Source organism: Aurantiacibacter sp. D1-12, from assembly GCF_028858515.1.
Lineage (GTDB): Bacteria > Pseudomonadota > Alphaproteobacteria > Sphingomonadales > Sphingomonadaceae > Alteraurantiacibacter.
Window position 1 is genome coordinate 185001 of record NZ_JAPJZJ010000003.1, and the last position, 18391, is coordinate 203391.

The following is an 18391-nucleotide window of genomic DNA, read 5'->3' on the forward strand; positions in this document are numbered from 1 at the left end:
TCAGCTTTAAGTCTATGCATCACAAATCAATCAAATTGATTATCTGGCTGAGATAATTCCTCCGCGCCATCTTTAAGCGAACAGCTTTTATGCAGGCTTGTCGTTGATGGTGTGGATTCTCAAGCGTGAGGTAAGAGCATTTGGTGGATGCCTTGGCATGTACAGGCGATGAAGGACGTGGCACGCTGCGATAAGCGTCGGGGAGCTGTGAGCAAGCTTCGATCCGGCGATTTCCGAATGGGGAAACCCACCTTCACCATTTCTTTCTGGTTACCTTCTGGTGATCCGAGAGAGGTGGATAAGGTATCACCGAGCTGAATATATAGGCTTGGTGAAGCGAACTCAGGGAACTGAAACATCTCAGTACCTGAAGGAAAAGACATCAACCGAGATTCCCGTAGTAGTGGCGAGCGAACCGGGACCAGGCCAGTGCCTTTTCATAACTTAGCAAAACTCTCTGGAAAGTGAGACCATAGTGGGTGACAGTCCCGTATGCGAAAACGATTGAAAAGGACTTGAGTAGGGCGGGACACGTGAAATCCTGTCTGAACATGGGGGGACCACCCTCCAAGCCTAAATACTCGTACATGACCGATAGCGAACACAGTACCGTGAGGGAAAGGTGAAAAGCACCCCGATTAGGGGAGTGAAACAGTACCTGAAACCGGATGCTTACAATCAGTTGGAGCCCCATAGGGGGTGACAGCGTACCTCTTGCATAATGGGTCAGTGACTTAATCTAGCATGCAAGCTTAAGCCGTTAGGTGTAGGCGCAGCGAAAGCGAGTCTGAATAGGGCGAATAAGTATGTTGGATTAGACCCGAACCCCGGCGATCTAGGCATGACCAGGCTGAAGGTGCGGTAACACGCACTGGAGGGCCGAACCGTTTAATGTTGAAAAATTATCGGATGAGTTGTGTTTAGGGGTGAAAGGCCAATCAAGCCGGGAAATAGCTGGTTCTCCGCGAAATCTATTGAGGTAGAGCGTCAGATTTTTGCCATTGGGGGTAGAGCACTGGATGGGCTAGGGCTGCGCGAGCGGTACCAAACCTAACCAAACTCCGAATACCAATGAGTCTAGTCTGGCAGACAGACGGCGGGTGCTAAGGTCCGTCGTCAAAAGGGAAACAGCCCTAACCTACAGCTAAGGTCCCCAAGTCATATCTAAGTGGGAAAGCATGTGGGAATCCCAAAACAACCAGGAGGTTGGCTTAGAAGCAGCCATCCTTTAAAGAAAGCGTAACAGCTCACTGGTCTAAATAAGGGTTCCTGCGGCGAAGATGTAACGGGGCTAAAGATATGCACCGAAGCTTAGGGTTGCAGTTTACTGCAGCGGTAGCGGAGCGTTCCGTAAGTTGATGAAGCCGAAGGGTAACCGACGGTGGAGATATCGGAAGTGCGAATGCTGACATGAGTAGCGATAAAGAGGGTGAGATGCCCTCTCGCCGAAAGACCAAGGGTTCCTGCGCAACGCTAATCGGCGCAGGGTAAGCCGGCCCCTAAGACGAGCCCGAAGGGGGTAGTCGATGGGAACCACGTTAATATTCGTGGGCCTGGAGATGTGTGACGGATAGCGGAAGTAGTTCATCCTTATTGGATTGGGTGGGCTGCCAAGTTGTCCCGGGAAATAGCCTCTCCGTATAGACCGTACCCGAAACCGACACAGGTGGTCAGGTAGAGTATACCAAGGCGCTTGAGTGAAGTATCCTGAAGGAACTCGGCAAATTGCCTCCGTACCTTCGGAAGAAGGAGGCCCTGAATCGAGGCAACTCTTTTCAGGGGGCACAGGCCAGGGGGTAGCGACTGTTTATCAAAAACACAGGACTCTGCTAAGTCGGCTTCAAGACGACGTATAGGGTCTGACGCCTGCCCGGTGCTGGAAGGTTAAGAGGAGGAGTGCAAGCTCCGAATTGAAGCCCCAGTAAACGGCGGCCGTAACTATAACGGTCCTAAGGTAGCGAAATTCCTTGTCGGGTAAGTTCCGACCTGCACGAATGGCGTAACGACTTCCCCACTGTCTCCAGGATATGCTCAGCGAAATTGAAGTTCCCGTGAAGATGCGGGATACCCGCGGTTAGACGGAAAGACCCCGTGCACCTTTACTGCAGCTTCAGAGTGGCATTAGGAAAGAACTGTGTAGCATAGGTGGGAGGCTTTGAAACTTGGGCGCCAGTCCGAGTGGAGCCATAGGTGAAATACCACCCTGTTGTTTTCTGATGTCTAACCTAGAACCGTTATCCGGTTCAGGGACCCTCTGTGGCGGGTAGTTTGACTGGGGCGGTCGCCTCCTAAAGAGTAACGGAGGCGCGCGATGGTAGGCTCAGGCTGGTTGGAAACCAGCTGCGAGAGTGCAATGGCATAAGCCTGCCTGACTGCGAGACTGACGAGTCGAGCAGAGACGAAAGTCGGTCATAGTGATCCGGTGGTCCCTCGTGGAAGGGCCATCGCTCAACGGATAAAAGGTACGCCGGGGATAACAGGCTGATACTGCCCAAGAGCTCATATCGACGGCAGTGTTTGGCACCTCGATGTCGGCTCATCACATCCTGGGGCTGGAGCAGGTCCCAAGGGTTTGGCTGTTCGCCAATTAAAGTGGTACGTGAGCTGGGTTCAGAACGTCGCGAGACAGTTTGGTCCCTATCTGCCGTGGGCGTCGATTGTTGAGAGGAGTTGCCCCTAGTACGAGAGGACCGGGGTGAACATACCTCTGGTGTACCAGTCATCGCGCCAGCGGTGCAGCTGGGTAGCTATGTATGGAAGGGATAACCGCTGAAAGCATCTAAGCGGGAAGCCTCCCTCGAGATAAGCAATCATCGAACCGTGATAGACCATCACGTTGATAGGCTGGGTGTGGAAGCGTAGTAATACGTGGAGCTAACCAGTCCTAATAGTTCTGTTCGCGCTTGTTGGATCCCACCATCAATGTCAGGCCTGAGGTCTGGTGTTGAGGAGGAATTCTCAAAGCCGGATAAAGACGTTCACTAGAAACACACCCTGATTGGTGCATCGATTTAAAACCTTGCCCGCACGCCGGCTTCATTGCTTGGTGGTCATAGCGCCTGTGACCCACCCGATCCCATCTCGAACTCGGCCGTGAAACCAGGTAGCGCCGATGGTACTAGTGCTTAAGCACTGGAAGAGTAGGACGCCGCCAGGCATTGCAGCCGGCGGGCAGAGCAAGGTAAACCCATTCACGATTTCAAAAAAGCCGCTGCCGGTATCACCGAGCGGCGGCTTTTTGGTCTCTGGTGCTCTGGCGCTTGAGGCAAACATGGTGACGCGGGATGGAGCAGTCCGGTAGCTCGTCAGGCTCATAACCTGAAGGTCGTTGGTTCAAATCCAACTCCCGCAACCAGCTAAGTTATTGAAAAATAACGATATTATTTAGAGCTTCGTTAACTCGCTACCATCAAACGCGTGATGATGAGGCCAACTTCTCAGATTAGCTATCAGGACCCAGCACACGGACTTGGTTGTGAGTTCAACGACACTCAGTTTGCAGCCACAAGGAGGTCACGAGAGGCATTGATACGCTTCGCCCGCGCCTTAGCTCGAATTGACTTCGAATGTTTCCTCGAGGCCAGCCAGCGCTGAGAATTGTGTCATGTGGGCGGCGATGCGGTGCTTGACAGGTGCTTCAGTTCTCCTCGGCGGTGAAACCCGAGTTTCTGAGTTGGACGCAATCAATCTGATTTCCCAAGCTCTTGACGGCCCCGATAAGCAATCACTTGATGAATGGCTGACTACTCAGTGACTACCATCTTCAGCGCTTCTAGCTCTCGCGAAGAATGCTTTTCGCTTTTAGCGATCGACGGCTGAGCCGACGCTTTTTCCAATCTTCCGATAGAAGTTGTGGAGTCCGAAGCACACGTTGTCTCGCGCCTCTTCTTCAGCGTTCTGGAGTTGGTCCCTTGCAGGCTTCAAATCTTGGATTTTGCTACCAGCCCATAAGCAGCCCGCTAACAACAGAGATGCTGCACCTACCGCTGTCTGCATTTGCGAGAACACACCGGATAGAGAACTTCCTGCAAGCAAACTGGAAGCCGTGCCGACACCGAGTTTGCTAAGTTCGCAATTTATATCGAAGGAAAGCGCTTCTCGCTGTTTTTTTACGTCAACGGCATGTTGGCGATAGGCGGCGATCTTCTCCCGAACTGAAGCCTCAAACTCTGCCTCGTTGACCTGCGCCTTTGACAATTCGGCAACAGAGTTGAGTAAAGAGTCCCTTGCTTCAGCTTGGTGCCCCCAGACAGATGTTCGAAGCTGGATTACATCGTCAATCGACATCTGGTCTAGAACGGTGTCGTCAATATACTCCTGGTGCGCCACTCGCAGCGTCATGCGACGATTAGTCCAATACGGGTCATCTTCTGCGATGAAGTCGATGGTCTCGCTCGCTCTCTGGGCAAAGCAGGTAACCAGACTCTCAGAATTCGAATCCGTGAAGAGGGGGACCAATTCCTTCGCTGAACAGTAGCCAATCGATTTGATCGTCGAAGCAATGCGAGCGCGCGCAATTGAGGTAAGCGGCTTTCGCAAGTGTTCTCTAACGAGTTTTCCTTCGATTAGCGACAATGCCGGGCTATCATTGATGGCGCCGTCAGCTTGCGCTTTTGCTATGCTGAGGGCTTCGAGATGGTCGTCGCCTTGGCTCATGAGCCAATTATCCGCTCGAATGGCTGTTTGGAGAACTGAGTCATTTTGCGCTACGGAACGATACGCCCACAATAGGAATTGGGGGTTTAGCGGATAACCACCCATGTCGACTCGACCGATGACCAAATTATTAGCTTCTGAGCGTCTGTAGGTCGAAACTACTTCCACCAAATCCTGACGCGTGGCCGAAGCGAGGCCATCCATCAACTCGTCAAATTTCGCATCATAATCAGCCGTCTTGCCAAGCGGTCGAATTGGCCCAACAGGCAAAGAAATGATCGGCGGCATACCCATTGCGAGAGTGAATGCCTGACTTGGGAAAAGATCGCGGTCCTCGGGATCCGGGATCATTACTCGATCGAATGTAAGTAAAGCCTTTTTGACGTCGATCAGACGAACTGGCCGTTCGGTGGGTGCTAAGTAGGCGCTTCTAATCATGAGGAATTGTCGTCCCTAAGGCACCTTTGAGTCAATATTCGTATTAGGAACCCAATTCTGATCGTTCTACTATAGCCTAGGCAGCAACCCGAAGTGTACGCTGACGCGCAAATCCAACTCCCGCAACCAAGTTAACCAAACAACAAAAAGGCCGTCCTTCGGGGCGGCCTTTTTGCGTTTCGCGGGATCTACTTTGTTGTCTCTGCGATAGCCTTGTTGAATGCGGCTGCGGCGCTCGCGTCGAAACAAATGAAAGTGATCGCATCGAACGCCGACGGGTGCTGCTCGACACTGACTCTCGCAGACGCCGCCGCCACTTGTGCAGCCTTGTCTAGCGGATAGCCAAACCGTCCTGTGGAAATTGCCGGGAAGGCGATTGTACGCAGGTTATGGTCCCGTGCGATGTCTAGCGAATTCAGGTAGCACCCCGCCAGAAGCTCAGCCTCGCCCTTGTCGCCGCCCTGCCAGTTCGGTCCAACGGTATGGATGATGTGGCGAGCGGGGAGGCGATAGCCCTTGGTGATCTTTGCCTGCCCGATCTTGCAGCCACCCAAGAGCCGACACTCATGCACCAGTTCTGGGCCTGCAGCCCTGTGAATGGCACCGTCGACACCGCCACCACCCAGCAGTGACGTGTTCGCGGCATTCACGATCGTATCGACTTCGCACTTGGTGATATCGCCTATCCGGACTTCCAGCAATGGGTACGGGTCTTGTTCCATCGCGCGATTCTAGGCCGCTCCATCGCTCTTCGCAATCATGTCGCCATATTACGCTTGTTCGTGTAAACCCATGAAATCAGGGCAGGGCAAACCGAGGGGGAGAGCCACAATGCCGCGCAATATCGTCATTCTGCTGGATGGAACCTCCAACCAGATTACTGCTGATCGGTCCAACGTGCTGCGTCTGTACGGCGGACTGACGAAGAATGATGAGCAGCTTGTCTACTACGATCCCGGTGTGGGCACGTTTGGCCTTGCCGATGGGTCTTCTTGGCGATCTGCATTGTGGAAGTTCTGGGGTATGGCCACCGGATACGGGCTCGATGACAATGTAAAGCAAGCCTACCGCTTCCTCGTCGAGAACTACCGCAAGGATGGCGAGCCGGACGAGAACGGCAATACACGTGACAGGATATATATCATCGGTTTCAGTCGGGGAGCCTACAGCGCCCGAGTCCTCGCCGGGTTCATCAATGCCTTGGGTCTGATCGAACCGCGTAGTCTCAACCTGCTCGATTATGCCTATCGTGACTACAAGCGCATCGGTGAAGGAGGCGAGGGCGAGCATGCCTTTGCGACGATGCGGCTTTACGAGCGCACGCTCCGCCCCGATCGCCCGCCGGTACGAATGCTCGGCCTGTTCGATACCGTTGCCAGCGTCATCGAGCGCGGGCCGCTGCTCTGGCGGCTAAAGTCCCACGCTTACACCGATCGTAATCCCAGCGTTGAAAGCGTCTTCCAGGCCTTTGCCATCGATGATGTGCGGACGATGTTCCGCCCTATTCACTGGGAGGAGGGGCAGGAATACTGGGGCAGCGCATTCCGGCACGAGGCGGGCGCACGTCCGCAAGAGGTCGAGCAGGTGTGGTTCCCCGGCTATCACGCCGATGTCGGCGGCGGGCATCCCGAAGGCGAAAGCGGGCTTGCCAAGGTGCCGCTGCTGTGGCTGATCGATAAGGCGAAAACCTCCAATCTCAAATTCAGTACACGCAGTGTCAACGCATTGATTCTGGGCAAGGGGGAGGACAATCCGCGCGTTGCCCCTGACCCGCTCGGCCCCAAACACAATTCCCTAAAGTGGTTCTGGGTGCCTTTTGAATTCATTCCACGGCGCAAGCCGAAACGATCGCGACGTTGGTCGGTTTTAGGCTGGGTTCTTCCACTTTTCGAGAAACGCAACGTTCCTGAAGGTGCGAAACTGCATCGTTCGCTCGCGGACCGGAAGGCGCAGCTCGGCGAGTGGCCTGACAATGCGCCGGAGAAATACGAACTGGTGGATTGATCTCACCGGCCATCGGGTGGACTATGGCGCGACATGACTCTGCCATCCTGCCCCGCTATCGTTGCGCAAACACTTTCAGAAAGAGCAGCCACCATGAAAACCAATCGACGCACATTCCTCGCCACTACCGGCCTTGCATTCTCGGGATTGCTGGCGAGTGGCTGCACATCGGTCCCGCGCTCTGCTCTGGCAACGGCGCCGGGCAACCGCTTCGGCGCGCTGGTGCCCGATCCCGATGGTATTCTCGATCTGCCGCCGGGCTTTTCCTATCGTGTGATCTCCCGCTTGGGGGATATGATGGACGATGGCGAAACCGTGCCCGACGATGCGGACGGCATGGGCTGTTTCGACCTGGGCGACGGACGCATCGCACTGGTGCGCAACCATGAAACGTCGCCAAGCCCTGAAAATGTCATTGCTGTTTCGCCCGCCTATGACACAGTGGCGCGGAGCCTTCTGGCGCTGCCCGGCGGGACAAGCACGATCATTCTTGATGCCGAAACTCTGGAAGTCGAACAGCAATACCGCAGCCTGGCCGGCACGATCCGTAACTGTGCAGGCGGGGTCACTCCGTGGAACAGCTGGCTTAGCTGTGAAGAGAACACGACAACTGTCGAACAGGCGGGTGGGCGTATCAATCAGAACCACGGATATGTTTTTGAAGTGCCGGCCGAAAGCGGCGGTCTCGTCGATCCTGTTCCGCTCACCGCCATGGGCCGCTTCAACCACGAAGCCGCCTGCGTCGATCCGCGCACCGGTATTGTCTATATGACTGAGGACCGCGGAGACTCCGCCCTGTACCGGTTCATTCCCGATGAACCGGGCAATCTCTCTGCCGGCGGCACCCTGCAGGCGCTCGTGCTGCATGGCGCGCAGGACACGCGCAATCACGAAACGGTTGCCATCTCTGTCGGCCAGCAACTCGCCGGAAGCTGGATTACGCTGGATAATGTCGAAGCGCCCGATGACGATCTTCGCACCCGTGCACAGGCGCAAGGCGCGACAATCTTTGCACGCGGTGAAGGCATCTGGATGGGCGATGGCGAGATGTATTTCACTGCCACCAGCGGCGGCGCTGCACGCGAAGGGCAGATATTCCGCCTGACACCGCGCGAAGGCGAGTCCGATGTGCTCGAGCTGTTCTACGAAAGCCCCGAGGCGGGCGAATACAGTTTCGGCGACAATATCGTGGTCTCGCCCTTCGGCGATCTGATCGTGTGCGAAGACCAGTATGGCGAGACGGTCGACAATTACCTGCGCGGCATTACGCCTGCGGGCGAAGCCTATGCTTTCGGCCGCCTGCGCTTGCAGACCGAGCCTGCGGGTGCGTGCTTCTCGCCCGATGGCCGGACGATGTTCGTCAACGCCTATTCGCCGACCATGACACTGGCGATCACGGGACCCTGGCCTACCGCATGACGGAAACACCGTCAGTCCTGTTCGTCTGTCTCGGTAATATCTGCCGCTCTCCCATGGCGGAGGGCGCGATGCGCGTTGCGGCAGAAGCAGCGGGCCTGGACATAGAGATCGACAGCGCCGGGACCGGTGCCTGGCACGTCGGCAATCCGCCCGACAGCAGGGGAATTGCGGTGGCGCGTGGGTATGGCGTGGACATTTCCGGGCTGCGTGCGCGGCAGGTGGCGCAGGGCGACTTCCGGCGCTTTACCCATATCTTTGCTCTTGATGCGCAGAACCTTGCGGACCTGCAGCGCCTGATGCCAAGCGATGCCACCGCCGAGCTTGGCTTGCTGCTCGACATGGTTCCGGGGCGCGAGGGGGAGGCTGTGGCCGATCCCTATTATGGTGACGATGACGGGTTCGAAGTGACCTGGAGCGATGTGAAGAGCGCAGCCGAAGCCCTGGTCGCGCGCTTGCAAGCGTGAGCTGGCAGCACCGCTTCGAAAGCATCACCGGCAGCAGTGTTGCCGGAGGACGCAAGCTGGCAGGCGGCGATCTGGGCGGCGCGACGCTCGTCGATCTGGCAGACGGACGGCAGATGGTTGCCAAGAGCGGTCCGCTGGTGGAGCGCGAGGGCGAAATGCTGCGCGCTATCGCCAGGACTGGAGCGCCCGCGCCAGAGGTCATTCATGCCGAGCGCGAGCTGCTGGTCATGGAATATGTCGAGGCAGACGGAGTAAAAGACTGGCTGAGCCTTGCCGACGCGATGGCAAGGCTGCATGCGCCGCGCGACGAGCTCTATGGCTGGGACGCGGACTACGCCTTTGGCAAGGTCACTATTCCCAACGCACGCGGCGACAACTGGCCTGCCTTCTGGGCTGAAAACCGCCTGCTTTGCCACGCCTGGCATATCGACAGCTCTATCGCGCGCCGGCTTGAACAGCTTGCGAAACGCCTGCCCGATCTGCTGCCGACTTATCCCACCCATTCACTGCTGCATGGTGATCTGTGGGGCGGAAACATACTCTTCCATCGGGGAGAGGTTGCCGCACTGATTGACCCTGCGTGCTATGTCGGCCATCGCGAAGTCGACGTGGCGATGCTCACGCTCTTCGATCACCCGCCGCACGAGTTCTTCGAGGCGCTCCACCTTGAAGACGGGTGGCGTGAGCGCTTGCCAATCTATCGCCTCTGGCCGCTGCTCGTACACTTGCGGTTGTTTGGTGACGGCTATCGGAACTCGGTAACATCCGCGCTCCACACGCTTGGCGTTTGACCGCCTGCCTCAGAAGACGATTGCAGAGATCAGCAGGATGGCGATGCCGAAAAAGCCCAGCAAGACCGGCAGCAAGACCACTTGTCCGGCGACATCGCGGGCGCTCATCGGGCCGGTATAGGTTTCCAGCTTGCCCGAACCGTGTGTATCGAAGGGTCGCTGCGTACGCGGATCGATGCCGAACAGGATCTTCGCCGTGCCGAAATACATCGCAGTATAGAGCATGCTGACAACGATGGAGAACATCGCATAGCCGCCGCCTGCCGTCGCGCCGATCATGCAGGCGAAAAAGGTGATATAGCCGCCGGCCATCATGCCCCAGACCCATTTGGGAAATTCGGTGGCGGTCACTTCCGCCATCTGCGGGGCCGCGTGGTCGATCAGCAAGGCAAGGTCATCATGCGCAACAATGCGCGCTTCATCCATCAGTGCGTCTTGGGTTTTCATGTCAATTCTCCTGCAATCTGGCGCGCGCGATGCCCTGGGAAAGGCTTGCGGCAATCGATCTGGCACGGGTTAGAATATGATCGCGAGCGGGCGGTGTGGCGACATCATCCAGCGTGGCCGCAAACAGACTAAGCCAGTGGTCGAAGTCGGATCGGGTCAGCGGCTGGAGCGCTGCATGGCGTGCAACGGGGCTGCCGTGGAACTCTCCGGTGGTCAGCAGGATAGAGCGCCAGAAGCGCTTCATCTGCGCCAGGTGCGGCGGCCAATCCCGGATTGTCGCGCTAAATATCGGGCCAAGATGATCATCTGCGCGAACGCGATCATAGAAGGTATCAACCATCCGTTCGATCAAGGTCTCGTCCACTCCAATAGCGGCCATCTCCCTGCGGCGCTTGAGGCGTTCATTGAGGATTGATTCGCGAGCTTCAGAGAAAGACATATACAGCATATATCTTTAAGTATGCACTAAAGCAATATCAGAAATATATCTTTTAGACTGCGAGAAGCGCCTTGAGTGCGCGCTGGTCTGCGACAAGATCGGCGAGCGTATAGCGATCAAGCACACCGAGGTAAGCTGAAGTGGCTTCACCCAACGCGTTCTTGAGCAGGCAACCCGATGTGATCCGGCACATGTCCGGTGCTTCGAAGCATGGCACCATATCGAAATCGGGCTCTGTCAGACGGAGAACTTCGCCTATGCGAATGACCTCTGGCGGCTTGGCGAGCCGCAATCCGCCAGAGCGGCCGCGCACGGTCTCGACCAGTCCGGCGATACCCAGTTGGTGCGCGACTTTCATGATATGCGCCCGCGAAATATCGTAGGCTTCAGCGACTTCGCTGATGGTTACGAGGCGCTCTTCTTCGATCGCCAGCAACATTAGCAGGCGCAGCGAATAGTCGGAGTAGGTCGTGATCCTCATGCCATGGGCATGGGAAAGCTATATCTGCTATATGTCAATGGTCTTGCTGCCGGAGTGGCAGGTTGAGCAGAGACTATCCTGGAAACGGCGTCCATTCACCGCCGTCGGGATTTTCGGCGAAAATGCCTTCAATCAGCGCTTCATGCACGTCTTCTGGGCTGGCCGGATCCCAGGCGGGATTGTTGTCCTTATCGATCAGCACGGCGCGCACGCCCTCGGCAAAGTCGTGCCGCAGCATCATGCGCGAAGCGATGCGGTATTCCATCACCATATTGTCGGCGAAGGTTTCGCACTTGGTGCCTTCGGCGAACTGGCGCAGCGCGACCTTGCCGGTGGTGGGGCACTTGGCCTGAACGGCCTTGAGCTCTTTCTGCGCCCAATCGCTGCCATCAGCCTGAAGCGCGGCGATGATCTCTTCGAGCGTTGCCTTGCCGAAAATCGCATCGATCTTCGCAGCATTACCAGCGATCCGTGCCTCGGGCGGAGTGGCTGATGCGTTCTTGAGTACGGCCTCGATATCCTCGCCCGCGATGATCTTGGCCTTGGCTGCGGCCACGCTTTCGCTCGCCATATAGTGCGTGGAAAGGCCTGCCCACAGGCATTCCTCCCCGCTCATCCGCGCAGCAGTCAGCGCCAGGAAGTTGCCCGTCGCACCGCGTAGGCGCGGCAGATACCAGCCCGCGCCGACATCGGGGAACAGGCCGATATTGCCTTCGGGCATGGCAAACATCGTGTTCTCGGTCGCGACGCGGTACTTGCACGGCTGCGAAACGCCCACGCCGCCGCCCATTGTGATGCCATCCATGAAGGCCACGATCGGTTTGGGGTAGGTGAACATCAGGTGGTTGAGGCGATATTCCGCATGGAAGAACGCGCGACCCGACTTGCCGTCATCTTCCAGCGCCGATTTGCGCACCATGGCCACATCGCCGCCCGCGCAGAACCCGCGCCCTTCGGCATGGTCCAGAATGACCGCGTCAATCGCATCATCCTCGCGCCAGCCGAGCAGCGCTTCGGACATGGCTTCGCACATCGGCTGGGTGAGCGCATGTAGCGCCTTGGGCCGGTTGAGCGAGATATGGCCCACACGGCCGTGGGTATGGATGTGCACTTCGTCGGTCATATGATCTCTCGTAACTTGGTGATTACTGGCGCAGCAGGTCGCGGCCCACGATCATGCGCATCACCTGGTTGGTGCCTTCGAGGATCGAGTGCACGCGCAAGTCACGCCAGAAACGTTCGATAGGATAATCGCGCAGATATCCGTAGCCGCCGAACAGCTGCAGCGCGTTGTTCACGACATTGCTGCCGCTGTCGGTCGCGAGGCGTTTGGCCATTGCGGAGAAGCGTGACTTGTCTGGTGCACCCTCGGTCACTTTGCAGGCCGCGAGATAGAGCAGCGCGCGCGCCGCCTCCAACTCGGTCGCCATGTCGGCGAGCATGAACTGCGTGTTCTGGAAATCGGCAATCGGCGTGTCGAACTGCTGGCGATCCTTGGTGTAGGCAATCGCCTCGTCGAGGCATCGCTGCGCTCCGCCAAGCGAGCAGGCGCCGATGTTGAGGCGTCCGCCATCAAGGCCAGCCATGGCAAAGCGGAAGCCTTCACCCTCTGCGCCGACGCGGTTCGTCACCGGCACGCGCGCATCTTCAAAGATCACCTGCGCGGTGGGGCTGGCGTTCCAGCCGAGCTTCTTTTCTGGCGCGCCGAAGCTGACACCGGGTGTATCCTTGTCGACCACAAGGCAGGAAATGCCGCGTGTCTTGTGCTCGCCCGTGCGCACCATGACGACGTAGACATCGTTCACACCGCCGCCCGAAATGAACTGCTTGGTGCCATTGAGCACATAGTGATCGCCATCGACCACGGCGCTGGTCTTGAGCGCCGCTGCGTCAGACCCGCTGCCCGGCTCGGTCAGGCAATAGCTCGCGAGCTTTTCCATGCCGATCAGATCGTCGAGATAGCGGCCCTTCAGATCGTCCGACCCGAAGGTGTCGATCATCCATGCGGCCATGTTGTGGATCGAAATAAACGCGCTGGTGGTGGGGCAGCCATAGGCCATGGCTTCCATGATCAGCGCAGCCTCCAGCCGACCGAGCCCGATGCCGCCGCTCTCTTCGCTTACGTAGATGCCGCCAAAGCCCAGCTCTGCCGTGCTCTTGATCACATCGACAGGGAAATGATGCTTTTCGTCCCATTCGCCCGCATGCGGGGTGATCTTGTCGGCAGTAAAACGCTGCGCCATTTCCTGAATGGCGAGCTGGTCTTCGTTGAGCTGAAATTGTCCGGTCATCGCGATAATTCTCCTGCGCGCTCCCATGTCAGGAAGTGATTACAGGCGCAACTATTGCGGCTCGTGAAAGTGCCGTCAAAGGCGGCGTCAGTCGTCGAAGCTTTCAGGAGCTGTCGGAGTGGGATCGAAGCCCTGCGTATCGTCCATCGGCTCCGGCGCGAAGCCCTGTGCGCTGTCGATCAGGTCATCGGGAGCAGCATCGACCACCAGTTCTTCGCCGTCGCCTTCACTTTCGGAATCATCATCAGCGCCAGCTGCTTCCGGCTCGGCCGCAGCTTCGCTTGCCGGAGCGGTCGGTTCGACACGTGTGATCGTGATCTCGTCCTCTTCAGGAAAACGTTCGTTAGCGCCCATCTCATCCGCAGCCGCCTGCCGGCTTTCAAGATCGTTCCCGCACGCCGGCAGCAGCGCCAGCGCAGGCAAGGTAGCGGCAACAAGCGCCAGTTTCCGGGTCATGATGCGTCTCCCATAATCAATGCGATCCTACCGCAGCGAAGGTTACCCAATTGCTGATGCCGGTCAGCCGCAGGAAAGCTGCGTGATACGCATATCATCATCATAGCTGACCGTCAGGCGATCCGGGCGGTAATCCATCGTCAATGCACTGCGCGGCGGGGCCCAGCGCAATTGCCTTGCGCCCGATTCTGCGAGGAGGACCTCCGCTGCCTCTGCGCTAGCTGTGTGCCCGATATGACTTTGTACGGCATCGGCGTTGCAACTGGCCGCTTCCGGACCGGGCTCGCCCGGTCCGGCTGGAGGAGTGCTTGCACAAGCCCCGAGTAGTGTCGCTGTCAGCAGGGTGGGAATGGCGTGCCGCATGGTCTTTCTCCTTTTGGATACATTCTAGCCTCTTGCTGCGGCGCGCGCTAGGAGGCTTCACCAAGAGGAGACATACGAAATGGCAGGCCTTTGGTTTGACGAACTGACTGTCGGGCAGACATTCGATCACGCGCTGCGGCGTACGGTGACCGAAACCGATAATGTCATAATGACCACGATGACCCACAATCCGGCTGCGCTGCACCTGGATGCCGAGTACATGAAGGGTACCGAATATGGCCGCGTGCTGGTCAATTCGTGCTTCACACTCAGCCTGATGGTGGGGATCAGCGTCCACGATACGACTTTGGGCACCGCCGCCGCCAATCTCGGCTGGGATGAGGTTCGCTTCCCGGCGCCGGTGTTCATCGGCGACACGCTGCGGATCGAAACCGAAGTGCTCGAGCTGCGCGAAAGCAAGAGCCGCCCAAATCAGGGTATCGTCACCTTCATGCACCGTGCCTACAATCAGAACGATGTGCTGGTGGCGAGCTGCAAACGCGCGAGCCTGCAGAACAAGCGGCCCGATTGACGGTTTTCCGGCTCACGCCTATTTCGCGACGTGCACGCGGGTGTAGCTCAATGGTAGAGCAGCAGCTTCCCAAGCTGACGACGAGGGTTCGATTCCCTTCACCCGCTCCATTCGCTAGACGCGGCCCATGACCACCTTCTTCCTCACATTTCTCTCCGTTGCGCTGGCAATGCTCGCCGGGCGAGAGGCTTTGCGCGTTGCCCGGATATCGGCGGCGGGTGCGGGTGGCGGGGCTTTGTTGGGCGTGATCGTGGTGTGCGCGATAGGTGCCTGCGCAGCCGCGGCGGCGCTCGCGCTGACTTTTGCCGATCTGCTTACCGCGCAGCAGAAAGGCTGGTTCGTTGCTGCCGCGCTGGTGCTAGCAGCAGCGGAAGTCATGTTCCTCGACGCGCCCGATGCACCAAGCGAGCCGACGCACTCGCTGGGTGCCATCGGTATTGTCCTGTTTGCAGGCATTGTGGCGGATGCGAGCGGTTTGCTGGTCCTGTCGCTGAGTGTGGCCAGCGGCTCGCCGGTTATGGCCGGCGCAGGCGGTGCTCTCGGGGTGCTTGGCGTGCTGTCCTTTGCTGCCTTTGCCGGAGAGGACTGGGAGAAGCTACCTCGCCATGTGTTGCGCCCTGTTGTGGCGGCTCTACTGGTCGCGGGCGCGGTGTTAATCGGATTTTTTGCGCCAGAGGCTGCACTTTGATCGATTTTGCCGATTTCTCCAATCCGAATACTGCGTGAAACCGACATATTGTCCCACCCGTTGATCAGCCAAACAGGCATTCTCAATGGAGCAAGACAATGACTACCTCTGGCAACAATTCGAAGACCGCACTGATCGATGGCCTCAATGGCCTGCTCGCCGATCACATGGCGCTCTTTTTCAAGACCAAGAACTTTCACTGGCATGTGAAGGGCCCGCGCTTTCGCGATCTGCACCTGCTGTTTGACGAGCAGGCGATCGAACTGCGCGACCAGATCGACGTGATCGGAGAGCGCGTGCGCAAGAATGGCGCCAGCACGCTGACCAGTATCGCCTCGGTCGCTTCGAAGACGCAGATCACCGATCAGGACGATACGGCGCTTTCGGCGGAAAAAATGGTCGAGGAATTGCGCGACGATAACCAGAAAATGGTCGATGCGCTCAAGGCCTTGAAGGTGCACGCTGAAGAAGCAGGTGACAACGCGACCGATGGCCTGATCGATGACTGGACCGATATGGCGGAAGAGCGTGTGTGGTTCCTCAGCTCGACTTTGGGCTAACGCGCAAACGCCCAACAAACGCATAGCTATTCAAACCGCCGCCGGGTTCTCGCCCTGCGGCGGTTTTGCGTTTAGGACCCTGGTCATGACCGATATCCAATTTATCGACAACGCTTCGGCGAAGGACATTGCCGCGTTTCTGGAAAAGCACCTTTCGCGGTGTCTTGCGGAGAGCGAAGGTGGCATCGCAATCAGCGTTCCGGGCGGCTCGACCCCGTTCCCCATTTTCGCAGAGCTGACCAAGGCCGATCTCGACTGGTCGCGTATTGCCGTCTGGCCTGGCGATGACCGGATCGTTCCCGAAGAACATCCCGCGAGCAACACCGGCAAAATCCGCGCGCTGCTGGAGCCTGTGGGCGCGAGCGTTGCGACTTTGACGGAGGCGGAGGAGGCTCCTCACTTTGCGCTCGTCTGGCTCGGTATGGGCGCGGACGGGCATATCGCCTCGCTCTTCCCCAATACCGATCCGCAGGTGGCCGAGCCCGCGCGCATCAAGCGTCTGACCCCCGATCCGCTGCCGCCCGAAGCACCGTTTGACCGGATCACGCTAACGATCCCCGCGCTGCTCAATGCCGACGGCCTGATGTTCGTCATCCGCGGAGACGAAAAGCGCGCGGTCTTCGATGCAGGCGCGGCCGGGGAGCACGACCTGCCGATTGCTCGCCTGCTGGGTGCTGCTGGTGATATGCCGGTGACATGCTTCACCTGATCCCCGCCTGGATCCAGCGCCCGTTGATGCCCGCGGCAAGCAAGTTGCGCTCGCTCTGGCGCAGCGTTAGCCGCCCTACATTGTACGGCGTTTCGGTCGCGCTGTTTGACGACCAGGGGCGGCTGCTGCTGGTGCGCCATTCCTATGGCACGCGCAAATGGGCCATGCCCGCTGGCGGAATTGGCAAGCGAGAAGATCCCGAAGCAGGCTTGCGCCGCGAGATACGCGAGGAGCTTGCGATCACGCTTCACGATGTGCGGCTGGTCAGGCAGACGGTGGATCAGCTGCAGGGGCTCGACAATCATGTCTGGTTCTTCACCGCAACGGCAAAGGATCCGCCGCAGCCCGATATGCGTGAAGTCATCGCGGCGCAGTTCTTCGCGCTCGATGCGCTGCCGGATCACTTGGAAAAACGCGTTCGCCCGCGATTGGACTGGGTGCAGGAAAGCCGGTCAAAGCAGCGATAGCTGCGCATCATCGCGGCGATTGTCTTCTTCGTCCTGCTCCAGATTGCTGAGGGTCAGCCCCATCAGGCGAATGGGCATGGCGAGCGGCAGTTCGGCCTCCAGAATCTCGTGAGCGATGGCGGCAAACTGCACCTTGTCTTCCACTGCGCCATCGACCGATCGGGCACGGGTCATGGTCTGGAAGTCGGTGAACTTCACCTTGAGTGTCACCGTGCGTCCGCGCGCTTCCTTGTCGGCGATGCGATCCCAGACGATCTCTATGATGTCGTCCAGCGTGGCACGCAGTGCGGTTCCGCTGGAGATATCCTCGTTGAAGGTCCGTTCTCCACCGATGCTCTTGCGGATGCGGTTGGCGCGCACGGGGCGCAGGTCGATCCCGCGCGCGGCCTGGAACAGATACTCGCCAAAACTGCCGAAATTGGCGCGCAGCCAGTCGAGGTCTTTCGCCGCCAGGTCGGCGCCCGTTTCGATGCCCAGCCGGGCCATCTTCTCTGCGCCTTTGGGACCAATGCCGTGAAAGCGCCGGACGGGGAGCGACTGGACAAAGCGTGCGCCGTCGCCGGGCTTGATTACGCACATGCCATCCGGCTTGTTCTGGTCGCTGGCGAGCTTGGCGAGGAACTTGTTGTAGGAAACGCCTGCGCTTGCGGTCAGCTGTGTCGTCTCGCGTATACTCTTTCGGATCTGCTGCGCGATGGCGGTGGCCGAACCTATCCCGTGAATGTCCTCGGTCACATCGAGGAAGGCTTCGTCCAGGCTCAGCGGTTCGACATGCGGTGTATGGTGGAGAAAGATTGCGCGGATCTGCTGGCTCACCTCGCGGTAGACATCGAAGCGGTGTTTGACGAAGATCAGGTCCGGGCAGCGCCGCTTGGCGGTGATGCTCGGCATCGCGCTCTTCACACCGAACTTGCGCGCTTCATAGCTTGCCGCCGCCACCACGCCGCGCCCACCCGATCCGCCGACCGCCACCGGCTTGCCGCGCAGCTCAGGGTGGTCGCGCTGCTCCACGCTGGCGAAGAAGGCATCCATATCGACGTGAATGATCTTGCGCAGCCCTTGCGCTTTGTCTTCCGCGTGTTCCGATGCAGCGGTTTCGGCCATACCGCAGCTATACCGATCACAGCGGGAAGCGGAAAGACGTTCGCGCTCCGTTCCCACGGAGCAATCGGTACTTTCCTTTTGT

The 18391-nt window shown here is 58.3% G+C and carries 18 protein-coding genes, 2 tRNA genes, 2 rRNA genes and 1 pseudogene; 13 read left to right on the forward strand and 10 right to left on the reverse strand.

The features are described from left to right. Positions 1 to 120: 120 nt before the first annotated feature. The 3 genes from OOZ52_RS07835 to OOZ52_RS07845 all read left to right on the forward strand — a co-directional run bounded on the left by OOZ52_RS07835 (position 121) and on the right by OOZ52_RS07845 (position 3355). Positions 121 to 2908 (forward strand): 23S ribosomal RNA (locus OOZ52_RS07835). Between the two features lie 134 nt (positions 2909 to 3042). After that, a 5S ribosomal RNA gene (gene rrf, locus OOZ52_RS07840) occupies positions 3043 to 3157 on the forward strand. A gap of 121 nt (positions 3158 to 3278) precedes the next feature. Then, positions 3279 to 3355 (forward strand) — tRNA-Met (locus tag OOZ52_RS07845). A 446-nt stretch (positions 3356 to 3801) separates the two neighbouring features. Here the strand turns inward: OOZ52_RS07845 and OOZ52_RS07850 are convergent. Both OOZ52_RS07850 and OOZ52_RS07855 read right to left on the reverse strand, forming a co-directional pair. After that, positions 3802 to 5094, reverse strand: a complete 1293-nt coding sequence (locus tag OOZ52_RS07850; protein WP_274697954.1) for a hypothetical protein — start codon at positions 5092 to 5094, stop codon at positions 3802 to 3804. A 188-nt stretch (positions 5095 to 5282) separates the two neighbouring features. Then, complete coding sequence (locus OOZ52_RS07855) at positions 5283 to 5816, reverse strand: O-acetyl-ADP-ribose deacetylase (protein ID WP_274697955.1); 534 nt, start codon at positions 5814 to 5816, stop codon at positions 5283 to 5285. A gap of 109 nt (positions 5817 to 5925) precedes the next feature. Between OOZ52_RS07855 and OOZ52_RS07860 the strand changes: the two genes are divergently transcribed. The 4 genes from OOZ52_RS07860 to OOZ52_RS07875 all read left to right on the forward strand — a co-directional run bounded on the left by OOZ52_RS07860 (position 5926) and on the right by OOZ52_RS07875 (position 9772). Further along, on the forward strand, positions 5926 to 7098 hold the full coding sequence (locus tag OOZ52_RS07860; RefSeq protein ID WP_274697956.1) for a DUF2235 domain-containing protein: 1173 nt from the start codon (positions 5926 to 5928) through the stop codon (positions 7096 to 7098). A gap of 93 nt (positions 7099 to 7191) precedes the next feature. Next, positions 7192 to 8517 carry an alkaline phosphatase PhoX gene (locus OOZ52_RS07865; RefSeq protein WP_274697957.1) on the forward strand — a complete coding sequence of 442 codons (1326 nt, stop codon included), beginning with the start codon at positions 7192 to 7194 and terminating at the stop codon, positions 8515 to 8517. Further along, a complete protein-coding gene (locus OOZ52_RS07870; protein WP_274697958.1) occupies positions 8514 to 8981 on the forward strand; it encodes a low molecular weight protein-tyrosine-phosphatase in 468 nt (155 codons plus the stop codon). The genes OOZ52_RS07865 and OOZ52_RS07870 overlap by 4 nt, the downstream gene beginning before the upstream one ends. Next, the gene (locus OOZ52_RS07875; RefSeq protein WP_274697959.1) at positions 8978 to 9772 is read left to right on the forward strand and encodes a fructosamine kinase family protein; all 795 of its coding nucleotides are present in this window, start codon (positions 8978 to 8980) and stop codon (positions 9770 to 9772) included. The genes OOZ52_RS07870 and OOZ52_RS07875 overlap by 4 nt, the downstream gene beginning before the upstream one ends. Positions 9773 to 9781: 9 nt before the next feature. Here OOZ52_RS07875 and OOZ52_RS07880 read toward each other — a convergent pair whose 3' ends face one another. The 7 genes from OOZ52_RS07880 to OOZ52_RS07910 all read right to left on the reverse strand — a co-directional run bounded on the left by OOZ52_RS07880 (position 9782) and on the right by OOZ52_RS07910 (position 14249). Then, the gene (locus OOZ52_RS07880; RefSeq protein WP_274697960.1) at positions 9782 to 10219 is read right to left on the reverse strand and encodes a hypothetical protein; all 438 of its coding nucleotides are present in this window, start codon (positions 10217 to 10219) and stop codon (positions 9782 to 9784) included. A 1-nt stretch (position 10220) separates the two neighbouring features. Then, positions 10221 to 10658 carry a group III truncated hemoglobin gene (locus OOZ52_RS07885; protein ID WP_274697961.1) on the reverse strand — a complete coding sequence of 146 codons (438 nt, stop codon included), beginning with the start codon at positions 10656 to 10658 and terminating at the stop codon, positions 10221 to 10223. A gap of 52 nt (positions 10659 to 10710) precedes the next feature. After that, positions 10711 to 11139 (reverse strand): Rrf2 family transcriptional regulator, encoded by a 429-nt coding sequence (locus OOZ52_RS07890; RefSeq protein WP_274697962.1) that lies wholly within the window; start codon positions 11137 to 11139, stop codon positions 10711 to 10713. Positions 11140 to 11212: 73 nt separating this feature from the next. Continuing rightward, positions 11213 to 12262: an enoyl-CoA hydratase/isomerase family protein gene (locus OOZ52_RS07895; protein WP_274697963.1), complete on the reverse strand. Its 1050-nt coding sequence runs from the start codon at positions 12260 to 12262 to the stop codon at positions 11213 to 11215. A gap of 22 nt (positions 12263 to 12284) precedes the next feature. Continuing rightward, positions 12285 to 13430, reverse strand: coding sequence for an acyl-CoA dehydrogenase family protein (locus OOZ52_RS07900; protein WP_274697964.1), 1146 nt, complete (start codon positions 13428 to 13430; stop codon positions 12285 to 12287). An 87-nt stretch (positions 13431 to 13517) separates the two neighbouring features. Next, complete coding sequence (locus tag OOZ52_RS07905) at positions 13518 to 13886, reverse strand: hypothetical protein (RefSeq protein WP_274697965.1); 369 nt, start codon at positions 13884 to 13886, stop codon at positions 13518 to 13520. Between the two features lie 63 nt (positions 13887 to 13949). Continuing rightward, a complete protein-coding gene (locus OOZ52_RS07910) occupies positions 13950 to 14249 on the reverse strand; it encodes an I78 family peptidase inhibitor (protein ID WP_274697966.1) in 300 nt (99 codons plus the stop codon). Positions 14250 to 14313: 64 nt separating this feature from the next. On the opposite strand from OOZ52_RS07910, the pseudogene OOZ52_RS07915 reads away from it, so the two are divergent. From OOZ52_RS07915 to OOZ52_RS07940, 6 genes and pseudogenes are all read left to right on the forward strand, one after another. Beyond that, positions 14314 to 14781, forward strand: a pseudogene (locus OOZ52_RS07915) (MaoC family dehydratase); the annotation flags it as partial. A gap of 36 nt (positions 14782 to 14817) precedes the next feature. Continuing rightward, a tRNA-Gly gene (locus OOZ52_RS07920) sits at positions 14818 to 14891 on the forward strand. A 17-nt stretch (positions 14892 to 14908) separates the two neighbouring features. Then, positions 14909 to 15469, forward strand: coding sequence for a hypothetical protein (locus tag OOZ52_RS07925; protein ID WP_274697968.1), 561 nt, complete (start codon positions 14909 to 14911; stop codon positions 15467 to 15469). A gap of 98 nt (positions 15470 to 15567) precedes the next feature. Next, positions 15568 to 16029 (forward strand): Dps family protein, encoded by a 462-nt coding sequence (locus tag OOZ52_RS07930; RefSeq protein WP_274697969.1) that lies wholly within the window; start codon positions 15568 to 15570, stop codon positions 16027 to 16029. 85 nt (positions 16030 to 16114) lie between these two features. Then, positions 16115 to 16738 (forward strand): 6-phosphogluconolactonase, encoded by a 624-nt coding sequence (locus OOZ52_RS07935; RefSeq protein WP_274697970.1) that lies wholly within the window; start codon positions 16115 to 16117, stop codon positions 16736 to 16738. Then, the gene (locus OOZ52_RS07940; protein ID WP_274697971.1) at positions 16726 to 17205 is read left to right on the forward strand and encodes an NUDIX hydrolase; all 480 of its coding nucleotides are present in this window, start codon (positions 16726 to 16728) and stop codon (positions 17203 to 17205) included. The genes OOZ52_RS07935 and OOZ52_RS07940 overlap by 13 nt, the downstream gene beginning before the upstream one ends. On the opposite strand, the gene dinB is transcribed toward OOZ52_RS07940, so the two are convergent. Then, positions 17191 to 18309: a DNA polymerase IV gene (gene dinB / locus OOZ52_RS07945; RefSeq protein ID WP_274697972.1), complete on the reverse strand. Its 1119-nt coding sequence runs from the start codon at positions 18307 to 18309 to the stop codon at positions 17191 to 17193. The two genes, OOZ52_RS07940 and dinB, sit on opposite strands and share 15 nt — an antisense overlap. Positions 18310 to 18391 lie beyond the last annotated feature (82 nt).